At 60.5% G+C, this 21496-nt stretch carries 20 protein-coding genes, 1 tRNA gene, 1 rRNA gene and 1 pseudogene; 11 read left to right on the forward strand and 12 right to left on the reverse strand.

Going from position 1 to position 21496, the window contains the following annotated elements:
* The first annotated feature begins 6 nt into the window (after positions 1-6).
* Positions 7-122 (forward strand): 5S ribosomal RNA (gene rrf, locus CKW25_RS22165).
* A gap of 199 nt (positions 123-321) precedes the next feature.
* On the opposite strand, the gene CKW25_RS22170 is transcribed toward rrf, so the two are convergent.
* Both CKW25_RS22170 and CKW25_RS22175 read right to left on the reverse strand, forming a co-directional pair.
* Entirely contained in the window at positions 322-723 is a 402-nt protein-coding gene (locus CKW25_RS22170) for a lysozyme inhibitor LprI family protein (RefSeq protein ID WP_095082574.1), read from the reverse strand.
* Between the two features lie 73 nt (positions 724-796).
* On the reverse strand, positions 797-1198 hold the full coding sequence (locus tag CKW25_RS22175; RefSeq protein ID WP_143497431.1) for a GFA family protein: 402 nt from the start codon (positions 1196-1198) through the stop codon (positions 797-799).
* A gap of 172 nt (positions 1199-1370) precedes the next feature.
* Here CKW25_RS22175 and CKW25_RS22180 point away from each other — a divergent pair, with 172 nt between their 5' ends.
* Both CKW25_RS22180 and CKW25_RS27155 read left to right on the forward strand, forming a co-directional pair.
* The gene (locus tag CKW25_RS22180) at positions 1371-1829 is read left to right on the forward strand and encodes an SRPBCC family protein (RefSeq protein WP_095082576.1); all 459 of its coding nucleotides are present in this window, start codon (positions 1371-1373) and stop codon (positions 1827-1829) included.
* Positions 1830-2138: 309 nt separating this feature from the next.
* Positions 2139-2510: a hypothetical protein gene (locus tag CKW25_RS27155; protein ID WP_256578008.1), complete on the forward strand. Its 372-nt coding sequence runs from the start codon at positions 2139-2141 to the stop codon at positions 2508-2510.
* Here CKW25_RS27155 and inhA read toward each other — a convergent pair.
* Complete coding sequence (gene inhA / locus CKW25_RS22195; protein WP_095082578.1) at positions 2507-3199, reverse strand: isonitrile hydratase; 693 nt, start codon at positions 3197-3199, stop codon at positions 2507-2509. The two genes, CKW25_RS27155 and inhA, sit on opposite strands and share 4 nt — an antisense overlap.
* A gap of 109 nt (positions 3200-3308) precedes the next feature.
* On the opposite strand from inhA, the gene CKW25_RS22200 reads away from it, so the two are divergent.
* Complete coding sequence (locus CKW25_RS22200) at positions 3309-4298, forward strand: GlxA family transcriptional regulator (RefSeq protein WP_095082580.1); 990 nt, start codon at positions 3309-3311, stop codon at positions 4296-4298.
* On the opposite strand, the gene CKW25_RS22205 is transcribed toward CKW25_RS22200, so the two are convergent.
* The 3 genes from CKW25_RS22205 to CKW25_RS22215 all read right to left on the reverse strand — a co-directional run bounded on the left by CKW25_RS22205 (position 4287) and on the right by CKW25_RS22215 (position 6212).
* A complete protein-coding gene (locus tag CKW25_RS22205; protein WP_095082582.1) occupies positions 4287-4919 on the reverse strand; it encodes a BRCT domain-containing protein in 633 nt (210 codons plus the stop codon). The two genes, CKW25_RS22200 and CKW25_RS22205, sit on opposite strands and share 12 nt — an antisense overlap.
* A gap of 5 nt (positions 4920-4924) precedes the next feature.
* The gene (locus CKW25_RS22210) at positions 4925-5320 is read right to left on the reverse strand and encodes a hypothetical protein (protein ID WP_095082584.1); all 396 of its coding nucleotides are present in this window, start codon (positions 5318-5320) and stop codon (positions 4925-4927) included.
* A 289-nt stretch (positions 5321-5609) separates the two neighbouring features.
* Complete coding sequence (locus tag CKW25_RS22215) at positions 5610-6212, reverse strand: TetR/AcrR family transcriptional regulator (RefSeq protein ID WP_095082586.1); 603 nt, start codon at positions 6210-6212, stop codon at positions 5610-5612.
* Between the two features lie 139 nt (positions 6213-6351).
* Here CKW25_RS22215 and CKW25_RS22220 point away from each other — a divergent pair, with 139 nt between their 5' ends.
* Entirely contained in the window at positions 6352-7515 is a 1164-nt protein-coding gene (locus tag CKW25_RS22220; RefSeq protein WP_095082588.1) for an MFS transporter, read from the forward strand.
* 1426 nt (positions 7516-8941) lie between these two features.
* Here the strand turns inward: CKW25_RS22220 and CKW25_RS22225 are convergent.
* From CKW25_RS22225 to CKW25_RS22235, 3 genes are all read right to left on the reverse strand, one after another.
* A complete protein-coding gene (locus CKW25_RS22225) occupies positions 8942-9913 on the reverse strand; it encodes a magnesium and cobalt transport protein CorA (RefSeq protein ID WP_095082590.1) in 972 nt (323 codons plus the stop codon).
* A 121-nt stretch (positions 9914-10034) separates the two neighbouring features.
* A complete protein-coding gene (locus CKW25_RS22230; protein ID WP_095082592.1) occupies positions 10035-10757 on the reverse strand; it encodes a 1-acylglycerol-3-phosphate O-acyltransferase in 723 nt (240 codons plus the stop codon).
* Between the two features lie 216 nt (positions 10758-10973).
* Positions 10974-11663, reverse strand: coding sequence for a crotonase/enoyl-CoA hydratase family protein (locus CKW25_RS22235; RefSeq protein ID WP_095082594.1), 690 nt, complete (start codon positions 11661-11663; stop codon positions 10974-10976).
* Positions 11664-11971: 308 nt separating this feature from the next.
* Here CKW25_RS22235 and CKW25_RS22240 point away from each other — a divergent pair.
* Positions 11972-12061 (forward strand) — tRNA-Ser (locus tag CKW25_RS22240).
* Between the two features lie 526 nt (positions 12062-12587).
* On the opposite strand, the pseudogene CKW25_RS27160 reads toward CKW25_RS22240, so the two are convergent.
* The 3 genes and pseudogenes from CKW25_RS27160 to CKW25_RS22255 form a co-directional block, all read right to left on the reverse strand.
* Positions 12588-12749, reverse strand: a pseudogene (locus tag CKW25_RS27160) (maleylacetate reductase); the annotation flags it as partial.
* A gap of 19 nt (positions 12750-12768) precedes the next feature.
* On the reverse strand, positions 12769-13884 hold the full coding sequence (locus CKW25_RS22250) for a Gfo/Idh/MocA family protein (protein WP_095082596.1): 1116 nt from the start codon (positions 13882-13884) through the stop codon (positions 12769-12771).
* 160 nt (positions 13885-14044) lie between these two features.
* Positions 14045-14965, reverse strand: a complete 921-nt coding sequence (locus CKW25_RS22255; RefSeq protein WP_095082598.1) for a MurR/RpiR family transcriptional regulator — start codon at positions 14963-14965, stop codon at positions 14045-14047.
* A gap of 311 nt (positions 14966-15276) precedes the next feature.
* Between CKW25_RS22255 and iolC the strand changes: the two genes are divergently transcribed.
* The 5 genes from iolC (at position 15277) to CKW25_RS22280 (ending at position 21479) form a co-directional block, all read left to right on the forward strand.
* Positions 15277-17214 (forward strand): 5-dehydro-2-deoxygluconokinase, encoded by a 1938-nt coding sequence (gene iolC, locus CKW25_RS22260; protein WP_095082600.1) that lies wholly within the window; start codon positions 15277-15279, stop codon positions 17212-17214.
* 170 nt (positions 17215-17384) lie between these two features.
* Positions 17385-18275, forward strand: a complete 891-nt coding sequence (iolE, locus tag CKW25_RS22265) for a myo-inosose-2 dehydratase (protein WP_095082602.1) — start codon at positions 17385-17387, stop codon at positions 18273-18275.
* Positions 18275-19084 carry a 5-deoxy-glucuronate isomerase gene (gene iolB, locus CKW25_RS22270; protein WP_095082604.1) on the forward strand — a complete coding sequence of 270 codons (810 nt, stop codon included), beginning with the start codon at positions 18275-18277 and terminating at the stop codon, positions 19082-19084. Before iolE ends, iolB begins: the two co-directional genes overlap by 1 nt.
* Before the next feature lie 44 nt (positions 19085-19128).
* A complete protein-coding gene (locus tag CKW25_RS22275; RefSeq protein ID WP_095082606.1) occupies positions 19129-20631 on the forward strand; it encodes a CoA-acylating methylmalonate-semialdehyde dehydrogenase in 1503 nt (500 codons plus the stop codon).
* A gap of 26 nt (positions 20632-20657) precedes the next feature.
* Positions 20658-21479, forward strand: coding sequence for a TIM barrel protein (locus CKW25_RS22280; protein WP_095082608.1), 822 nt, complete (start codon positions 20658-20660; stop codon positions 21477-21479).
* Positions 21480-21496: the final 17 nt, after the last annotated feature.

A 21496-nucleotide genomic window follows, 5' to 3' on the forward strand; every position in this document is an offset into this window, starting at 1 on the left:
GAATTTCTTGACGACCATAGAGCATTGGAACCACCTGATCCCATCCCGAACTCAGCAGTGAAACGATGCATCGCCGATGGTAGTGTGGGGTTTCCCCATGTGAGAGTAGGTCATCGTCAAGATTAAATTCCGAAACCCCTATCTGCATCTGCAGGTAGGGGTTTTGTTTTTGTGCGCGAAAAAGTTGGCACCCATAAAACACCCCAAAGGTTGTATCCAGTCTTTGGAGGGGCAGTTCAGAGCATGGGAACGATCAATCCGTCTGCAGGCAGGTGGTGCGTTTGCAGGAAGGTCGCGCGCGGCCTTCACCGGCCCCCGGTATCAAGCCCCGGGCACCGGGCAGCCGAGGTCGCCTTCCTGGCACTCGAGGTAGGTCTTGAACGCCGCCACCCTTGCCTTGGTCTGCTCGGCCAGGCAGCGGCTGTGGATCAGCGGGTAGACACTGCCACCGGCCACCCCGGAGGCAGAGAACCCACACTCGGCATCACGAAATGCCACCCAGGCGCGTTGCGCACCCACCAGCAGCTTTTTGCCCTCGGGGTTGTCCTTCAGGCGCTCATTGATCTGCTTGTAGAGGCTGTTGAGCTGCTTGTCGGCGCTCTGGTAGTCCTTGGCGGCGCACGCGTTCATCGTGCGCTGGTCGACGGCGTTGGCGCAGTTGTCAGCCTGGGCGCCGGAGGCCAGCAGCAGGGGGGCAAGGGCCAGTAAACACGGTAAGCGCATGGGAGGGCTCGCTTGAGGTCGGGACATTGAGTGGGGGGGTGATTGAAGAACACTCGCCAGGTCTGCGCAAGCTTCAGGTCGGCTGCCACTGCGCGCACTCAGGGATCCCTTGATACGCCAGCCACGGCACATCGTGAGCGGTCCAGATGTGCGCCTGTGGCGTCACGCCCGGGTCATCATCCAGGGTGGCCACCCGCACAATCACATGGGGTTGGGCCGGGCGTTCGGCCATCAGCTGTGAGCCGCAGCGCGAGCAAAAATGCCGCAGCTTGCCGGGGGATGACTCGAACGATGTCAGCAGCTCCTGCCCCCTGGTCCAGCGAAAATGTTCACGCATGACCCCGGCCGTCGAGGCGAACGCAGCCCCATGCGCCTTGCGGCAGGTGTGGCAATGGCAGTGACTGACGGGCATGTCGAGGCGGTCGAGTTCATAGGCGATGGCCTTGCACAGGCAACTGCCGTGGAGTGTGCTCATGGTGTCTTCCTTTACGCGGCTGACGAACGGTCGAAAGCCCACGTTAGCACCGATAACCGGGCGTTGCCCCACGCTGAACGATGATCGCCGGGGCGAGTCGTAAGTGTTGGATGCATCGGCAAGATTGCCCGTTCGGGCGTCCGCGCCTAGTGTTCATCAAAGGAGGTGCCCTATGCACACATCAGATCGTATCGAAAGAAAGATCCTGCTCAGGGTTCCACGCTCGAAAGTCTGGCAGGCCCTGGCCAATGCCGAGTCCTTTGGCCAGTGGTTTGGCGTCGCACTGGGCGGCAAGCGTTTCGTGGCGGGCGAGCGTACCCAGGGGCAAATCACTTACCCGGGCTATGAGCATCTGGTCTGGGACGTGGAGGTGATGAGGGTCGAGCCGGAGCGGGTGCTTGCGTTTCGCTGGCATCCTTATGCCGTGGAGCCCGCAGTGGATTATTCCTCGGAACCCACCACCCTGGTGTTGTTCGAACTCGAAGACATGGACGGCGGCACGTTGCTGCGGGTCATTGAGTCAGGTTTCGACAACATCCCGGCAGAGCGTCGCCTCAAGGCGTTCCGCATGGACAGCCGTGGCTGGGATGAGCAAATGAACAACATCGAGACGTACCTTGCCACCCACTGATGCCCCGCATGCCCCATCGTCCGTTATCAATGGGGTCGCGTTTTCGCGACCCCGGTATCCGCTTTCGGCGTGAGCCCATCCTCTGCAATCGATCCGGTGTGTTTCCAGCGGCCAGCGGCGCTGGAGGGCAGCTGGCGGCAAGGTTTCTCGCAATGTTTCTATAGCGAATGTCTTACATGCAATGATAACTATGTCGTCTATTGCGCTTTGGATCCCAAGGGTATTCTTGCTCCATCAACTGAGCACAGGATGTACTCAGGGTCATGGATGATCGGCCATATGCAAGGAACGCATCGACAGGATGTCGTCATGGTCTTGAAAACCCGCTTCGGCGGGTTTTTTTATGGGCGCGATAAAGCCGCTTCACACCTCGACCACTCCCCGCAGTATCTCCAGTGCCTGCTCGAGTGGTGCCATGCCGATCGAACCCATCGCGACGCGCAATGCGTGGGGGACATGTTCGGTGGTGGCAAAGGGTTCCGCACTGGTCACCATCACGCCGCTCATCTACAAACCCGGGCCACGGGACGAAGCCTCGATCCGCGCCACCTGGAGGCCAAGCGCCAATACCGCAAGTGGTACGCGGGCTATCAGGTGGTGATCTCCAGGGTGGAGCGGGCCTATGGCGATGGCACAGTCAGCTCATTCGTGGCCAATGACCGACACGCCCGTCACGCTTAGGCCAGGGCTTTGTCGAGCCTGGTCGCGGCGCGCTCGGTGATCTGCCGGCGTTGATACAACGCATCGGCCACGCGCTGTTGAGCGTGTTCCAGTACGCGCTTGGGCGCCGTGAGCGGGTCGCCCGAGTTGTATGGGGGGGCTGGTGCGTATTCGAGTTGCAATTGCAGCAACTGCGCGACGTCGTCGCCATACAACTCGGCCGCCAGCGTCAGGGCAAAGTCGATGCCGGCCGTGATCCCGCCACCGGTCAGCAGATTGCCGTCGCGAACCACCCGGTCCTTCACTGCAATCGCCCCCAGCAGGCTCAACAAGTCGTGATACGCCCAGTGAGTGGTCGCTCGCTTGCCCTTGAGCAACCCGGCGGCGCCGAGTACCAGGGCCCCGGTACATACCGAGGTGACATAGCGCGCCTTGGCGGCCTTGGCCTGGATGAACGCCAGGGTCTGCGGGTCCTCCATCAACGGGCCGACGCCGCTGCCGCCGGGGATGCAAATCACATCCAGGTCCGGGCAGTCATCGAAGGTGGTGGTCGGCTTGAGGACCAGGCCAGTACTGGCCGTCACGGGGATCAGGTCTTTCCAGATCAGATGCACCTTCACGTCCGGCAGCGATGCCAGTACATCGTAGGGACCGGTCAGGTCCAGTTGCTGCACCTGGGGGAACAACAGAAAACCAATCTGCAACGTCATGACGCTCTCTCCTGGGTCTGCACGCACTCACCCGGCATGGGTGGACGGTTTGACTGTAAGCTCGTAGGATTTGGCGTATACGCCAATAAGCCCTCGAATCACGCCAATCATGCCGACCTCGCCGAAAACCATTCATGTGCTGGCCTTCGCCAATGTCCAATTGCTGGATGTCACCGGGCCGTTGCAGGTGTTTGCCAGCGCCAATGACATTGCCGTCCAGCGAGGGTTGCCACCCCCCTATGCGCCGACGGTGATTGCCGCCGGGGGCGGGGCGGTGCTGTCTTCAGCGGGGTTGGCCATGCTTGCCGAACCCTTGCCGGAGCAACCCTCTGACACCCTGATCATCGCCGGTGGCTGGGGGATATACGCGGCGTCGCAAGACAGCGGCCTGGTGCATTGGGTGCGCCAGCAGGCAGCGGTGTCGCGGCGCGTGGCGTCGGTGTGCACGGGGGCGTTTTTGCTGGCTGCCAGCGGTTGGCTCGACGGCCGTCGGGTGGTCACGCACTGGACGCGTTGCGAGCAACTGGCGCAGCAGTATCCGCGCCTGCGGGTCGAGCCCAATCCGATTTTCATCAACGACGGCCCGGTCTGGACCTCGGCCGGGGTCACGGCCGGCATCGACCTGTCGCTGGCGCTGGTGGAAGCGGACCTGGGGCGGGCCATGGCGCTGGACGTGGCGCGGCAACTGGTAGTGTTCCTCAAGCGGCCGGGCGGTCAATCGCAGTTCAGCGTCACCCTGGACCTGCAACGGCAAGGCAATCGTTTTGACGAACTGCACGCCTGGATCGCCGAGCACCTCACCCTGGACCTCGGCCTATCGGCGCTGGCGCTGCAAGCCGGCATGAGCGAACGCAGTTTCATCCGCCACTACCGCGCCGACACCGGGCAGACCCCGGCGCGGGCCATCGAGCAGATCCGCGTCGAAACCGCCCGCCGCCTGCTGTGCGACACGGTTGTGCCGATCAAGCGGATCGCAACGCAATGTGGCTTCGGCAGCGAAGAAACCCTGCGCCGCAGTTTCCTGCGGGCCATGGGGGTGACACCGAAGGCGTATCGGGAGCGGTTTTCAAGAGAGTGCGTGGGGGAGTCAGGCGAATAACATTTTCTGCCAGTGCTCTTCGCTGATGATCGCAATCGACGTGCCACTTTCCCGCAGCTCCACGGCCCTTTTGATCTTGGTGCCGTAGCTGCTATGCAACCATTGATCATTGCCGATGCTACCGACGATCAGATAGTGGACCTTCTTGCTGACAGAGCCACCAATCAATCCGCCGCGTTCGAGAATCAGGGACTCACAGTCTTTGCGCGGGCCGTAGGCCATCACCCCGGTAAAGAGAAATACCCGGTCAACCCAGCTGAGAATGGGAGGCGGATTGTTCAAGGGAAGAGTGGTGGGGCTGGTGAAGGTTACAGTCGAACCGATGGGAAGGCCGGCGAACTGATGCAGCATCTCCAGGAGTTCGGCTGACTCTTCAGCATCCAGCACCCCATCGCTGAGCATGCTGGCGAGGCGTTTGTAGAGGAGGTTGACGACCGGATCGCTCAAGTGGACCAGATGGGTTTCGATCCAGTTCTTGAGAAACTCGGCTTCCTGTTGGTCGATTTTTTCATCGGCAGCAAGTCCCGCGGTAATACCGACCAACGCATCCGCTGAGCGGCGATCTATCCGCGCTTCGTGAAAGAAAGCGCTGTTCTGAAACTCCTCATGCAAATCCACCATGGGTCTTACTCCTGGGCTTCGATTTCCGTCTGCTCATTGATGTACTTCGAACGGTCGGGGGTAAACGTCACGACCATCCGGGTTCTGGCGCAGGTCAATGGGTGTTCCTGGGTCAGGTCGATGTCCAGGGACTCACCGCGCAGGCCCTGCCATTGGGCGAGGTATTTGAGGGAACCGTACTTTTCGCGTTTCTTCAGGCTGCGGCTGACGCCACCTTTCCAGCCCAATACCGGGAGTTCACCGGTCAGGCAGCGCTGGGCCAGCAGGGGAAACCTTGCGGCGCGTTCGCGGCCGATTTCCCAGCATTTGATCAGGCCTTTGTCTTCGGCTTCCCAGAGTTGGTCCCGGGTCAGGCCGGTGCGCGGTGGTGTGTCGATGCTGCGATGGATGCGTTGGGTCATTCGGATTCCTTGAATTCGGGTTTTTGTTGCACAGCTCCGCTGTACCCGTTGAGGGCCGATCTTATGAGGGTAGGTGAGTGCTGGCAACAGGGCATTTACGCGGGTCCCGCGCGGTCGATCCGCGATGGTTGTTCAAGGTCTGTAGGGCGCAGGAGCGATTTTTTCAGCCAGCCCTGAGGGCCGTGCATGGCCTGGGAGCCGTCAAGGCTCGGCGTTGCTCATCACATGCTTGAAGTGATGCCGCCAAAAAAACGGTGCCCAGTTTGCCGGAGCGATCCAGGGGTGAGCCCTACTTGCCCACGGGCGCATGGTTGCGCAACCCCCGCAACAACACCTCCAGCCCCTGTAGCGCTTCGTGCAATCGTTCTGCCGGGGCTTCGTCGCGCGCGATCCACAGCGCCGCCTGTACCAGGCTGCCATTGATCAGGCGTGCCAGGGCCTCGGGTGGGGCGGGGGTGATGAAGTGATGTTCCATCAAGTGTTCGAGCAAGCGCCTCAGGGTAGCCACGCAGTCGTGTTGCAGGTTCAGCGTCAGGTCACCCAGCACGGCGGGGGCGTCCAGCAACAGGATGCGCTGGATTTCGTGTTCCTGGGCCATGTACAGATAGGCCGTGCAACGCTGGCAGAACCCGCTCCAGGGATCGCCGGCACTGGCAGAGATGGCATCGAGGCGGGCGTCCATTTCACTGTCGATCTGCGCGACCACCGCCGCCAGCAAGCCCTTTTTGTCGCCGAAATGGTGATACAGCGCACCGCGCGTCAGGCCGACCTGGGCGGTGAAATCGTCCATTGAGGTATTGCCATAGCCTTGGGTACCGAAGGCGTGGCGGGCGCTGGTGATCAGTTTGGCTCGGGTCTGCTCAATCATTTTGGCGCGTGGTTGCTGGCCCATGGTGTCCCTCGAAACGATCCTGCGGTTTGACATACGCTGCGTATGTTTGCATGATTCAAGACATACGTGTCGTATGTGATTTTAATGCACGGACGCTTTATGGCAAGTTGCATCCCCCAAGGAGAGGCAAGCCCCCCCAATGGCAAACCCTTATTCGGTGTTATTCAAGGCCCCGGGCAGCCGGGCCTTTGTGCTGGCCGGGATGCTCGCGCGCATGCCGATCTCCATGACCGGCATCGGCCTGATCACCATGCTCGCGCAGTTGCAGGGCGGCTACACGCTGGCCGGCTCGGTGGCGGCGACCTTCGCCCTGGCCACGGCGTTTTGCGCGCCACAGGTGTCACGGATGGTCGACCGCTTTGGTCAGGGCCGGGTGCTGCCCGTCGCGGCATTGGTCGGCGGCGGTGCGCTGTTGTTACTGTTGCTGTGTACCCGTTTGCAGGCCCCCCAGTGGACGCTGTTTGTATTTGCCGCGCTGGCCGGGTGCATGCCGAGCATGTCGGCGATGGTGCGGGCACGCTGGACCGAGATCTATCGCGGTCAACCCGAACTGCAAACCGCCTATGCGCTGGAGTCGGTGCTCGACGAGGTGTGCTTTATCGTCGGCCCGCCGCTGTCGGTGGGCTTGTGCGTGGTGGTCTTTCCCGAGGCCGGGCCGTTGGCGGCGTTGCTGGCGTTGGCCATCGGCGTGACGGCGTTTGTGTTGCAACGCAGCACCGAGCCGGCCATTCACCCCCATGATCGGGAGCTGCCAGGCTCGGCCATTGCTTCGCTGGAAGTGCGCTTGCTGATCCTGCTGATGATCGCCCTGGGCACCATCGTGGGGGTGATCGACGTGGTCAGCGTGGCCTTCGCTCAGCAGCAGGGGCAGCCGGCGGCGGCGAGTATTGTGCTTTCGGTGTACGCCATCGGTTCGTGCCTGGCCGGCCTGGCGTTCGGGGCGTTGAAATTCGACGTACCGCTGCCGCGCCTGTTTCTGTATGGCGGGGTGGCGACCGCGGTGACCACGCTGCCGTTGCTGCTGGCGAGCAATATCTTCGGGCTGGCGCTGGCGATGTTTGTCTCCGGACTGTTTTTTGCTCCGACGCTGATCGTGGCCATGGCCTTGGTGGAGCGCCTCGTACCGCCGGCCAAACTCACCGAAGGCCTGACCTGGCTGGTCACCGGCCTGAGCATTGGCGTGGCCATCGGCGCGGCGGGTTCCGGCTGGCTGGTGGATGCCTTTGGCGCCCGCAGCGGTTTCTGGCTGGCGATTGCGGCCGGTGTCGTGGTGCTGGGGGCAGCGGTGCAGAGCTTTCGCTGACTGGCCTGAGCGGTTGCGATTGATTTGCATCGGGCATCGTCCATTCCCCTGCAGGCAACCTGAGATTCGGACGTCGGCGGTTGGCTGTAGGTCAGGCCGGTCGCGTTGCCCGGGTGCGCGGCGCTGTCCGCCAGCCACCTACACCCGCGAGGTATAAATCGCAGGGCTGAAGCCCAGAGGGTTGGCTCGAACGGACTGGCGTTGACGTCAGTACCGGACTGCGGCAGGAACGACTCGGAGTAGCTTGCGTACGGCGTCACACCGTTGTCGAACAGGTAACCGAAGCCGGCCCGGCTGGTGAACCTCTCATCCGTGGCCCGGGTGCCCGGGGTGTCACTCAATGGTTGCTTGTTCTCGGTGACGGCGTAGTGGTGGCGCAGCCGCCGCCACAAAGCTGAATGCGGATTACCTGACATACCTCAATGGCCTTGTTGGGACGGCTGCGCCGTCCAGCGCGAGCAAGCTCGCTCGCCACAGGGGATCTTTACCCGCCGCTGGGCTTTCACCCGGCAAGTGGCACCTCATGACTCAGGCACACTACTTTCAGGCAACACTTAGCCCCGTGGCGAGGGAGCTTGCTCCCGCTCGGTGGCGCAGCCGCCGCCACAAAGCTGAATGCGGATTACCTGCCACACCTCGATGGCCTTGTTGGGACGGCTGCGCCGTCCAGCGCGAGCAAGCTCGCTCGCCACAGGGGATCTTCAACCGCCGCTGGGCTTTCAGTTGGCAGATGGCAGCTCATGACTCAGGCACACTACTTTCAGGCAACACTTAGCCCCGTGGCGAGGGAGCTTGCTCCCGCTCGGTGGCGCAGCCGCCGCCACAAAGCTGAATGCGGATTACCTGCCACACCTCGATGGCCTTGTTGGGACGGCTATGCCGTCCAGCGCGAGCAAGCTCGCTCGCCACAGGGGATCTTCAACCGCCGCTGGGCTTTCAGTTGGCAGATGGCAGCTCATGACTCAGGCTCACTACTTTCAGGCAACACTTAGCCCCGTGGCGAGGGAGCTTGCTCCCGCTCGGTGGCGCAGCCGCCGCCACAAAGCTGAATGCGGATTACCTGACATACCTCGATGGCCTTGTTGGGCCGGCTGCGCCGTCCAGCGCGAGCAAGCTCGCTCGCCACAGGGGATCTTTACCCGCCGCTGGGCTTTCACCCGGCAAGTGGCACCTCATGACTCAGGCTCACTACTTTCAGGCAGTACTTAGCCCCGTGGCGAGGGAGCTTGCTCCCGCTCGGTGGCGCAGCCGCCGCCACAAAGCTGAATGCGGATTACCTGACATACCTCGATGGCCTTGTTGGGACGGCTATGCCGTCCAGCGCGAGCAAGCTCGCTCGCCACAGGGGATCTTCATTCGCCGCTGGGCTTTTACCTGGCAAGTGGCATCTCATGACTCGATCAAGGCCGTTGGCTGGCTGCTCGCGTTACAACCACCCCGAGCGCTTGAAGCTGGCCCATAACCCGACACAGCCGACGGTGATGAACGCCAGCACCCCGAAGTAGCCGTAGTGCAATTTCAGCTCCGGCATGTTCTCGAAGTTCATCCCATAGATCCCGGCCACGGCGGTCGGGAATGCGAGGATCGCGGCCCAGGCGGCGAACTTGCGTTGCACCACGCTTTGCCGCGCGGCCTCCAGCAGCACACCGATCTCGATGGTCTGGCTGGCGATGTCGCGCAGGGTGGTGAGGTCTTCCATCTGCCGTGTGACGTGGATCTGCACGTCACGAAAGTACGGCCGCATGTTCTTGTCGATGAACGGGAAACTCAGCTTCTGCAGTTCTTCGCTGATCTCCACCATCGGTGCCGCGTAACGACGCAAGCGCAACACGTCGCGGCGCAGGCCATGCAGGTTCAGGATGTCGACTTCGCTCATGGCGCTGCACAGTACATTGCGCTCCAGGTCATCGATCTCGCCGTGAATCGCTTCGCCCACGGGCTGGTAGTTCTCGATCACAAAGTCGAGCAGGGCGTAGAGCACGAAATCCTCGCCGTGCTCCAGCAGCAACGGGCGCGCCTCGCAGCGCTGGCGCACGTGGGCGTAGGAGGCCGACTGACCATTGCGGCAGGTAATGATGTAGCCCTTGCCGGCAAAAATGTGGGTCTCGATAAACTCCAGCTTGCCGTTCTCGCGCACCGGAGAGTAGGTGACGATGAACAGCGCATCGCCGAAGGTTTCCAGCTTCGGTCGGCTGTGTTTTTCCAGGGCGTCCTCGATGGCCAGTTCATGCAGGTTGAACTGGCGCTGCAGGTTGGCCAGCTCCTGGGCGTTCGGCTCTTCGAGGCCGATCCAGACAAAGTGGCCAGGTTTGGCGGCCCAGGCGGCGCCTTCATCGAGGGTGATATTGGTGACTCTCTTACCGGCGCTGTAGACCGCGGCCGCAACGACTCTACCCATGGTTCCGTTTCACTTCTTCTTGAGCAATGGCAGTGACAAGCAGATGCAGCTTAGCTCGCCCTGAGGCTTGAGAGTCAGTGAAATCGAAGAGGTTCCCGGGTTGTTGCAGGTGTGAGCCGGTTCAGGCCGCTTGCAGTTGCCGGTCCAGCAAGTCGATGCACTCGCGCATTTGCTCGCGGCACTGCTCCATCAGCGCGGGCATGTCGTCGAGGGTCAGCCCGGCCGTGGGAATCGGCGGCAGCGAACGGATCAGGATCCGGCCACTGTTCCAGCGATTAAGGCGCATGTGGTTGATGTAGTTGCTGACACACACCTGCACGATGGGCACGCCGGCCGCGATGGCCATCTGGAACGCGCCCTTCTTGAATGGCAGCAGTTCCTTGCCCAGGTTGCGCGTGCCTTCCGGGAACACCCAGATCGAGGTGTCCTTGTGTTGCAAGGTGTCGGTGGTGGTGAGCATCGCCTTTCGCGCCTTGTGGGCGTTGCCACGGTCGATCAGCACGTTGCCGGCCAGCCAGAACAGTTGCCCGAACAGGGGCACCCATTTAAGGCTCTTCTTGCCGATGCACACGGTGCGGTGCGGTACGACGTTGCCCAGCACGAACAGATCGTAGTTGGACTGGTGGTTGGCGATCACCACGCAGCTTTGCTTTTTGTGGGTCAGCGAGTCGACGTCGGTCTTGACCCGCAGACGCAGGATGCACATGGCAGGCCAGGCGTAGAGGCGGGCGCACAGGCGGCTGTTGTCCGGATTGAACGGTCGGCACAGGCCCAGGATCACGCCCAGCCCACCCGCGATCATAAAGTGCAGGCCCATCAACAACATACGAATCAGGTACAGCATCTACAGGCCCACCGGAGCAAAAGGTGGCGCAGTGTACGGATGTGCACTGTTTTCGGCAATTGCCGCTCTATAAGTAGGAGATGGGCGATGTTTAAGCGCATGTTTCCGACATCTGTTATCAGAGGCGGGCTAGAGCGCTTGCCGGCTTTTGTGCCCCCTTGAGCAAGAAAAAGCCCGACGCGACGGTCGGGCTTTTCAGCATTGCACCTTCAGCGCTTAACCCAGGTGTTGCTGATCCTGGATGATGGCGTTGTCCAGCGTCTCGAGCAGGGCCTTGCGCACTTTGAGCTTGGTGTTCTTGTGGGCGGTCATATTGATCTTCTTCAGCTGACGCGCGGCAGCCAGCGCGGCGCCTTGCAGCTCTTCGGCGGCGACCACCTTGTCGAGGAAACCGGCATCCACCGCGCCTTGCGGATCGAACATCTCGCCGTTGATCACCGAACGGTGGAACGCCGACTTGCGCAGGCGGTCACGGGCCAGTTCGATACCGGCGTGGTGCATGGTCATGCCGATCTGTACTTCGTTCAGGCCAATGCTGAACGGGCCATCGACACCAATACGGTAGTCGGCCGACAGCAGAAGGAACGCACCCTTGGCCACCGCATGCCCAGGGCACGCGACGATGACCGGGAAGGGGTGGGACAGCAGGCGACGGGCCAGGGTGGAGCCGGCGGTCACCAGGTTCACCGCGTCCTTGGGACCGGCTGTCATCACCTTCAAGTCATAACCGCCCGACAGAATGCCCGGCTGACCGGTGATGATCACCACCGCGCGATCCGTCACCGCCTGGTCCAGTGCAGCATTAAAAGCGGCAATCACGTCCGGCGAGATGGCATTGACCTTGCCATTGCTCAAGGTCAGGGTCGCGATACCGTCTTCGAGGTGGTAGGAAATCAACTCACTCATGACGCTATTCCTTGTATTGAAGTGGGGCAGACGTTACCCATGGCCGCGGGCCAGGTAAAGCGCCATGACTGACCGGCCAGTCAGCCAATCCGCCCCCGCCCAGCATCGCGGGCCACGCCCACCTCGCGTTGCCTTCTATATAGAAGCGTTCCCTTGGCCGAAGAATGGCAGCTTTGCCATACCCGCCAACCTGCCCGAATCGACAAATCGCTTAACCGCATGAAAATTCTGAAAAAAATGTTTGCCATCGGAAAAGCTTTCGACTACATTAGCGCGCCTCGACAGACAGAACTTGTTTGAAGAGATACGGTGAAGTGTCCGAGTGGCTTAAGGAGCACGCCTGGAAAGTGTGTATACAGGAAACTGTATCGAGAGTTCGAATCTCTCCTTCACCGCCAAATTTAAACCTAAAGGCCCCGTTTTACGGGGCTTTTTTGTATTCGCTGTATTTTGTTCCCCCACCTGTTCCCCCATCTGGATTTCGAGGGGTTTCTTTCCTAGGAAGCCTGTCGATAGTTTCTGCTGTAAGTCTATCCATCATTACGGTGTGTGAGATTGTGCATCGATTCAGGTATCAAGTAGTCTTTTCGGTGCGTGCTGTTGCTTCAGTTCAGAAACGTAAAACTGAACTGAACCACGTAGAGCGTCGATTGTAGTGGGAGACAACGTAAGGCATTGTTTTTTAAAGTATTTCATGTAAATTTCAAGCGTAGGGTACTAGGGGGCGAGTGTTCGAATCACTCCGTCCCGACCATATAATTCAAGGGGGTACGAGACTTTATCTCGTGCCCCCTTTTTATTTTTTGCCGCTTTTACCCCTACAAAACGACTGGCTCTGGGTGGAGTTCTGACTGAAACATCGGGTCGGAATTTTGCGTCGTAGCTCTTTGATCCCAGCGTGAAAAGTGAGTTGACTCATCCGTTTTAAGCCGGACGAACACCTTCGTACGCATCTTGCAACAGCTGCCGGATGGCCTTTGCCTCTATCGGTCTTGGGTTCAAGTAGGGGTTGGACAAGTCAATGACAGTCGCTCGATCCTGGTCGGCCTCGGTCAAGCCCAAGTCCTTCAGCCGGGTCGGTGCGCCGGCGCAGTCTTATCGGCTATCAAACCTCGCTGATATTGACCCAGCGCTGTTCCCGCGCCGCCAATCGAATCGCCGTCGCCAGCCGCTCCACTTCCAGGGCATGCTCGAAATCGGTGCCGGCTTGTCCGTGCCCGGCCAAGGCCATGATCAATTCATGCACTTCCAGCGTCTTCAACTCGTTGTAGCCCAGTTGATGCCCCGGTGCTGGACTGAACGCTGCATATCCGGGCAGGTTTGGCCCGGCCAGTAAACGCTGGAAGCCGTCCTGGCCGACACGGCACAGGCGTAACTCATTCAAGCGCTCCTGATCGAATGACAGGGTTCCCTGGGTGCCGCTGATCTCGAAACTCAGGTGATTCTTGTAGCCGTGCTTGAGCCAACTGCTGCTGAAGGTGCCACGCGCGCCGCTGTCGAAGCGCAGCAATGCATGGGTCTGATCGTCGACGGCAATTGTGCGATGTTCCTGGCTTCCGGCTGTGACTGGGCGCTGGCGGTGCACGGTCTGGGAATCGGCACAGACTGCTTCGACATTGCCGAGCAGATAGCGCGCCATGCCCAACAAGTGGCTGCCCAGATCCGCCAGTGCGCCACCTGCATGCTCGGCCTCGCAGCGCCATGACCAGGGGGACGATGGATCGGCCATGAAATCTTCGCTGAATTCACCTTGAAAGCTGATGATCTCGCCGAGTTTGCCGCTCTGAATCAACTCCCGCGCCAGGCCGATGATCGGGTTGTGCTGGTAGTTGTAGCCGACACGGGTGACCACGCCGGCATCCTTGGCCGCCAGGTGCATGGCATTGGCCTGTTCAAGGCTCACCGCCAGCGGTTTTTCGCAGTACACCGGCTTGCCGGCGGCAATAGCGGACATGGCCATCGGGTAGTGCAGGTGGTTGGGTGTGGTGATGGCGATCAGGTTTACCTTGGGATCGTCGATTAATTGCTGCCAGTCGCCATAGGCCTGCTCAAAGCCCCAGGCAGTGGCGCATGCTTGCGCACGAACGTGATCGGCGTCGGCCAGGGCGGCGAGGCGAAGCGTGAAGGGCAGTTCGAAGGCCGCACTGACGTTGCGAAAGGCCAGGGCATGGGCACGGCCCATGAAACCTGTGCCGATAAGTCCGATTCCGAGTTCGCGCATGACAGGATCCTCTAAATTCTTGTTTTCAGAGATCCAACTTATAGAATAATTATTCCTTATTATCAATTTATGGAATAAATATTTACATCGAGCCACAGAGCGGCTGCCAGTGATAGGACAGAGAGGGCGCTGCGCGCGCAGCCGTAACGCCAGGTCTCGGTCAGTCTTCGAACCCGACCTGCTCGTGAATATCGTCGACCTTCAACTCCAGTCGATAGGCCACGGCGATAAACAGCGCCTGGCACAGGCACAGGGTCGCGCTCAATGAACGGAACGCAAACGAACTGCCTTCGTTGACCAGCAGCAGCGTGTTGGCGCGCTTGGCCAGGGGCGAGAGATTGCTGTCGGTGATGATCAGGGTTTTCGCCTGTTGATGCTGGGCGATGCGCAGGCAGTGCTGGGTTTCCTTGCCGTATGGCGTGAAGCTGATGGCGATCACCAGGTCATTGGCGCGCACGCTGCGCATTTGCTCGCGGTAGCTGCCGCCGAGCCCCGAGACCAGGTGGATGCGCTTGTTGGTGTGTTGCAGGTTGTAGACCAGGTAATCGGCTACCGCGAACGAACGGCGCACGCCGACGACGTAGATGTTATCGGCATTCACTACCATGTCCACTGCCTTGTCGAAGGCCTGGTCATCGAGTTCCAGTCCCAGTTGTTCGATGCCCGACAGGGTCGCGTTGATGCACTCGCGCGCAAGGTCGCCGCCGCTGGCTTTCTGCGATTTGTTGGCGATCATGCTGCGAATGCGCTGCTGGTAGTTCTGCACCGGCGTGGTTTTGTGGGTATACGCCTCGCGGAACAACGCCTGCATTTCGCTGAAGCCGCTGAAACCGAAACGCTGGGAAAACCGCACGATGGCCGACGGGTGCACTTCGCACTCGCGGGCGATGTCGCTGATGCGGTCGACCATGATCCGGTCGCTTTGCTGGCTCATGTAACTGGCGATGCGCTTGAGCTGGCGCGGCAGGCTGTCGTATTCATTGGTGATCAGCTGCAGCAGACGCTCGGCGTTGATCGGGGGGCTGGCGAGATCGCTCTTGGGCGTGCTCTCGGTCGTAGCCGGCTGATCGGTGCGTGACATAGGGAATCCTTCAGGCTTGTTCTTACTAGGGACGAATTTTCACCTCGCCCCCTGACAATAGGTTGGCTGTGCGCAGTCTACAGGGTAGGCCCGAACAAAATCATGAGCTTGCAGTCGTGTGAAGCGTGCTGAATCGATGCACTGCCTCTGGAGCGCTCGTATCAAAGTTTATTGGAAAAAATATTCCACGTAAAAAATATTTGGAATAATTATTGATTGTTCGGTCCCGGTCGTTTTAGTCTGCATCCACCAAGAGTGTTCGGCGCGGTCATCGTCCTGAACACAGGCTGATAAAAATAACAGGAGCCAGCATGGGCCAGACTCGTTTTGCCAGTGGACGTCAGTTGGATCTGATTTGCCTGGGGCGCCTTGGCGTCGACCTCTATGCGCAGCAAGTCGGGGCGCGGTTGGAAGATGTTTCAAGTTTCGCCAAATACCTCGGTGGATCGTCCGCCAACATCGCTTTCGGCACGGCTCGGTTGGGTCTGAAATCGGCGATGCTGAGCCGGGTGGGAGACGACCATATGGGCCGCTTCCTGGTGGAATCCCTGGTCCGCGAAGGTTGTGACGTCAGCGGCATCAAAGTCGATCCGGAGCGCCTGACCGCCATGGTCCTGCTGGGTCTCAAGGATCGCGAAACCTTTCCGTTGGTCTTCTACCGCGAAAACTGCGCAGACATGGCGCTGCGGGCTGAAGACATCAGCGAAGCCTTCATCGCTTCCAGCAAAGCCCTGCTGATTACCGGCACCCATTTCTCCACCGACGGCGTCTACAAGGCGAGCATCCAGGCGCTGGATTACGCCGAAAAGCACAACGTCAAACGGGTGCTGGACATCGACTATCGCCCGGTACTTTGGGGCTTGGCAGGTAAGGCTGACGGCGAAACCCGTTTCGTCGCCGACCAGAACGTCAGTCAGCACGTACAGAAAATCCTCGCGTGTTTTGACCTGATCGTCGGCACTGAAGAAGAGTTTCTGATTGCTGGCGGCTCCGAGGACTTGCTCACGGCATTACGTAATGTCCGGCGGCTGAGCGCTGCGACCTTGGTGGTCAAGCTCGGTCCGCAAGGTTGCACGGTGATTCACGGGGTGATCCCGGAGCGTCTAGAAGACGGCGCCATTTATCCGGGTGTGCAAGTGGAAGTGCTCAATGTACTGGGCGCCGGCGATGCCTTCATGTCGGGCTTCCTTGCCGGTTGGCTGGAGGATGTCAGCGATGAGCGCTGCTGCCAGTTGGCCAATGCCTGTGGTGGTCTGGTGGTCTCCCGCCATGCTTGCGCCCCGGCCATGCCGACCCGCGCCGAACTCGACTATCTGTTTAACAGCCCGGTGCCGATTACCCGGCCGGATCAGGATGCGGTGTTGCAGCGCCTGCATCAGGTCAGCGTGCCGCGCAAACAGTGGAAGCAACTGTTCATTTTTGCTTTCGACCATCGCGGGCAATTGGTGGAGCTGGCGCACAAGGGCGGTCGCGACCTGAACGCTATCGGCGAACTCAAGCAACTCTTTATCAAAGCCGTGGAGCGGGTCGAAGCTGATTTGCACAAGCAAGGCATCGAGGCCGATGTCGGGCTGCTGGCTGATCAACGCTTCGGCCAGGACTCGCTGAACGCCGCCACCGGCCGTGGCTGGTGGGTGGCGCGGCCGGTAGAAGTGCAAGGCTCGCGTCCATTGGCCTTCGAGCATGGTCGCTCCATCGGCAGTAACCTGATCGCCTGGCCGCAGGAACAAATCATCAAGTGCCTGGTGCAATTCCATCCCGACGACGAACCGATGCTGCGCCTGGAACAGGAGGCACAGATCAAGGGTTTGTATCAGGCATCCCAGGTCAGCGGTCATGAGCTGCTGCTGGAAATCATCCCGCCCAATGATCACCCGTCGACCCATCCGGACGTGTTGTATCGCGCCCTCAAACGCCTCTACAACCTGGGCATTTACCCGGCGTGGTGGAAAATCGAAGCGCAGAGCGCCGAGGAGTGGAAGCAACTCGACGAGCTGATTCAGGAGCGTGATCCGTACTGCCGAGGCGTAGTGTTGCTGGGGCTGAACGCGCCAGCAGCAGCATTGGCCGAAGGGTTTCAACAGGCCAGCCAGAGCCAGACTTGCCGTGGTTTCGCCGTGGGCCGGACGATTTTCCAGGAGCCGAGCCGCGCGTGGATGGCTGGTGAAATCGACGATGAAGCGCTGATCTGCCAGGTGCAGGGCACGTTTGTCGAACTGATCGATGCCTGGCGCACAGCCCGTGCGTGACGCATAGGACCTGCTGGCGCAATACCCCTGTGGGAGCGAGCCTGCTCGCGAAGGCGGCAGCACAGTCAAATTGATGTTGCCTGACACACCGCTTTCGCGAGCAGGCTCGCTCCCACAAGGGGTTCAGCGTCGGTCTTACTGATTTGTGAAAAACAATAAAAGGTGCAGCCATGCCCGCTATTCGAATTGGCATCAACCCGATCTCCTGGAGCAACGATGACCTGCCATCCCTTGGTGGCGAGACGCCGCTGAGCACCGCGTTGAGCGAAGGCAAGGACATCGGCTACGAAGGTTTCGAACTCAACGGCAAGTTCCCCAAGGATGCCAAAGGCGTCGGTGACGTGCTGCGGCCCTACGACCTGGCGCTGGTGTCCGGCTGGTATTCCAGTCGTCTGGCCCGCCGCTCAGTGGCCGAAGAAATCGACGCCATCGGCAGCCATGTCGAGCTGTTGGCGAAGAACGGCGCCAAGGTGCTGGTGTACGGTGAAGTCGTCGACTCCATTCAAGGCCAGCGCATTCCGCTGGTCGAGCGCCCGCGTTTCCACACCGAACGCGCCTGGCAGGAATACGCCGACAAGCTCACCGAACTGGCACGTTTCACCCTGTCCCAAGGTGTGCGCCTGGCCTATCACCACCACATGGGTGCCTACGTCGAATCCCCGGCCGACATCGACAAATTGATGGCGCTGACCGGCAGTGAAGTCGGTCTGCTGTTCGATTCGGGTCATTGCTACATGGGCGGCGGCGAACCCTTGCAGGTGCTGCGCAAACACATCGAACGCATTTGCCACGTGCATTTCAAGGACGTGCGCAAACCGGTGGTGCAACTGGCGCGCAACAACCTGTGGAGCTTCCCGGACTGCATCATCAACGGCACGTTCACCGTGCCCGGCGACGGTGACATCGACTTCGGCGCCTTGCTCGACGTACTGCTGGCCGCCGATTACCACGGCTGGCTGGTGGTCGAAGCCGAACAGGACCCCGCGGTGGCGCCGAGTTATGTCTACGCCAAAAAAGGCTACGACACCCTGCGCACGCTGCTCGACGAGAGGATTGCATGATGAGCCTGCTGGTCAAAAGCAACGCCCGTGGCCGAACCATGGTCGAGCTGGGCAAAGGTGAGCTGGAATACGTCGGCTTCGCCGCTTACCGCTTGAGCCTGGGCGAAACCCTGCCGGTGTCGGCCGGCGATAAAGAACTGTGCCTGGTGCTGCTCAGCGGCCGGGTCAGCATCAACGGCGAAGCGCCGGGGCAGGGCGCGTTCGACTGGGACAACATCGGCGATCGTCAGTCGGTGTTCGAAGACAAATCCCCGTTCGCCGCGTACTTGCCACCGGGCAGTCAGGCGCAAGTGGTCGCGCTCAGCGACGTGCAAATTGCTGTGTGCGCCGCTCCCGGTTCAGCGAGCAACGGCCTCGGCCCACGGCTGATCAAGCCCGACACCATGAAACGCAGCGTGCGCGGTAAAGGCGCCAACACCCGGTATGTCTGCGACATTCTGCCGGACACGGCACCGGCCCATTCGCTGCTGGTGGTGGAAGTGCGTACGCCGTCGGGTCACTCCTCGAGCTACCCGCCGCACAAGCACGACACCGACGATTTGCCGCACCAGAGCTTTCTCGAAGAAACCTATTACCACCAGATCAACCCGCCCCAGGGCTTCGTATTCCAGCGGGTCTACACCGACGATCGCAGCATCGATCAGGCCATGGCCGTGGAAAACAGCGACCTGGTGGTCGTGCCCAAGGGTTATCACCCGGTCAGCGTGCCGTACGGTTACGAGTCGTATTACCTGAACGTGATGGCCGGCCCGAAGCGTGTCTGGCAGTTCCATAACGATCCGCAGCACAGCTGGCTGCTGGATCTTTGAACGAAAAAGCCTGAATTCAAACCTCTGCACGGAGAACACGATCAATGAGCAACGCCCCGATCATCGGCCATTACATCCACGGTCAAGTGCAAGACAGCAACAGCGAACGGTTCAGCAACGTTTTCAATCCGGCCACCGGCAGCGTCCAGGCGCGCGTCGGGCTGGCCAGCCAGAAGACCGTAGACGAAGCCGTCGCCTCGGCCCTGAAAGCCTTTCCGGCCTGGTCCGAACAATCGTCCCTGCGCCGTTCGCGGGTGATGTTCAAGTTCAAGGAATTGCTCGACCAACACCACGATGAGCTGGCAGAAATCATCAGTCTTGAACACGGCAAGGTGTTTTCGGACGCCAAGGGCGAAGTCACCCGGGGCATTGAAATCGTCGAGTACGCCTGTGGGGCGCCGAACCTGCTGAAAACCGAGTTCAGCGATAACATCGGCGGCGGCATCGATAACTGGAACCTGCGTCAGCCGCTGGGCGTGTGTGCCGGCGTCACGCCGTTCAACTTCCCGGTGATGGTGCCGCTGTGGATGATCCCGCTGGCGCTGATCACCGGTAACTGCTTCATCCTCAAGCCGTCCGAGCGTGATCCGTCCGCCAGCTTGCTGATGGCCCGTCTGTTGAGCGAAGCCGGTTTGCCGGACGGTGTGTTCAATGTGGTCCAGGGCGATAAGACCGCGGTCGACGCGTTGCTGCAACACCCGGATATCGAGGCGATTTCCTTTGTCGGCTCGACGCCGATTGCCGAGTACATCCACAAGCAAGCCACCTCGCGTGGCAAGCGCGTGCAGGCACTGGGCGGGGCGAAGAATCACATGATCGTCATGCCCGACGCAGATTTGGATCAAGCGGCGGATGCCTTGATCGGCGCGGCCTACGGTTCGGCCGGCGAGCGCTGCATGGCGATTTCGATTGCCGTGGCGGTGGGCGATGTCGGCGACCAACTGATCGCCAAACTGCTGCCGCGTATTGATCAACTAAAAGTCGGCAACGGCCTGAAGGGCGACAGCGACATGGGGCCGCTGGTGACCGCCGAGCACAAGGCCAAGGTCGAAGGTTTCATCGACGAAGGCGTGGCTCAGGGCGCACAGCTGATCGTCGACGGCCGTCACTTCAAGGTGCCGGGCGCCGAAAACGGCTTCTTCGTCGGCGCGACGCTGTTCGACAACGTAACGACCGAGATGAGCATCTACCAGCAGGAAATTTTCGGCCCGGTGCTGGGCATCGTGCGGGTGCCGGATTTCGCCAGCGCCGTCGCGTTGATCAACGCTCACGAGTTCGGTAACGGCGTGTCCTGTTTCACCCGCGATGGCGGCATCGCCCGAGCCTTCGCCCGCACGATCAAGGTTGGCATGGTTGGCATCAATGTGCCGATTCCGGTGCCGATGGCCTGGCACTCTTTCGGCGGCTGGAAACGCTCGCTATTCGGCGATCACCACGCTTACGGCGAAGAAGGCATTCGCTTCTACAGCCGTTACAAAAGCGTGATGCAGCGCTGGCCCGACAGCATCGCCAAGGGCCCTGAATTCAGCATGCCGACGGCCAACTAATTCACCTGTGCGGAGAAACAACAATAATGAGCAAACCCCTGCGTTTCGCCCTGAACCGTATGGTCGCCCCACGCTTGTCCCTGCCGGCATTCATCGAGTTGGCGGTGACCCTCAAGGCCGACGCTATCGAAATTCGCAACGACCTTAAAGGCGTCGAAATCGAAGATGGCACTACCCCCGGGCACGTCCGCGAGTTGTGTGCCGCCAAAGGCATTGCCGTGCTGTCGATCAACGCGCTGTATCCGTTTGATGTGTGGAATGACGAGCGCCGTGCGCACGCCTTGGAGCTGGCCGCTTATGCCCGTGATTGCGGCGCTCAAGGGTTGGTCATGTGTCCGCTCAACGACCGTGCCGACCCGCGTAACGAAGCCGCACGTGCTTCAGGTTTGCGCACGGCGTTGACTGAACTGGCGCCGATCCTGCGTGAGTACGGCATTCTCGGCTTCATCGAACCACTGGGTTTCGAAGAATGCTCGTTGCGCCGCAAGCGCACGGCAGTGGACGCGATCAAGGCCATCGGCGGGCTGGATGTGTTCCGTCTGGTTCACGACACCTTTCACCATCATCTGGCCAGTGAGCATGAGTTTTTCCCCGAGCTCACCGGGCTGGTGCACATCTCCGGTGTCGAGGATGCCGAGGCGCCGTTGGCGACCATCCGCGACGGTCACCGGGTGCTGGTGGGCGAGGGCGACATCCTTGGCAACGCGGCGCAAATCGACACCTTGCTCAGCAGCGGTTACAGCGGCTACCTGTCGTTCGAACCATTTGCCGACAGCGTCCATGACCTGGTGGATATCCAGCACGCGATCGGTGCGAGCATGGATCACCTGAACAAATCTTTGGCCTGACACCGTTATCGAACTGA

The organism is Pseudomonas sp. Irchel s3h17, assembly GCF_900187505.1.
Classification (GTDB): domain Bacteria; phylum Pseudomonadota; class Gammaproteobacteria; order Pseudomonadales; family Pseudomonadaceae; genus Aquipseudomonas.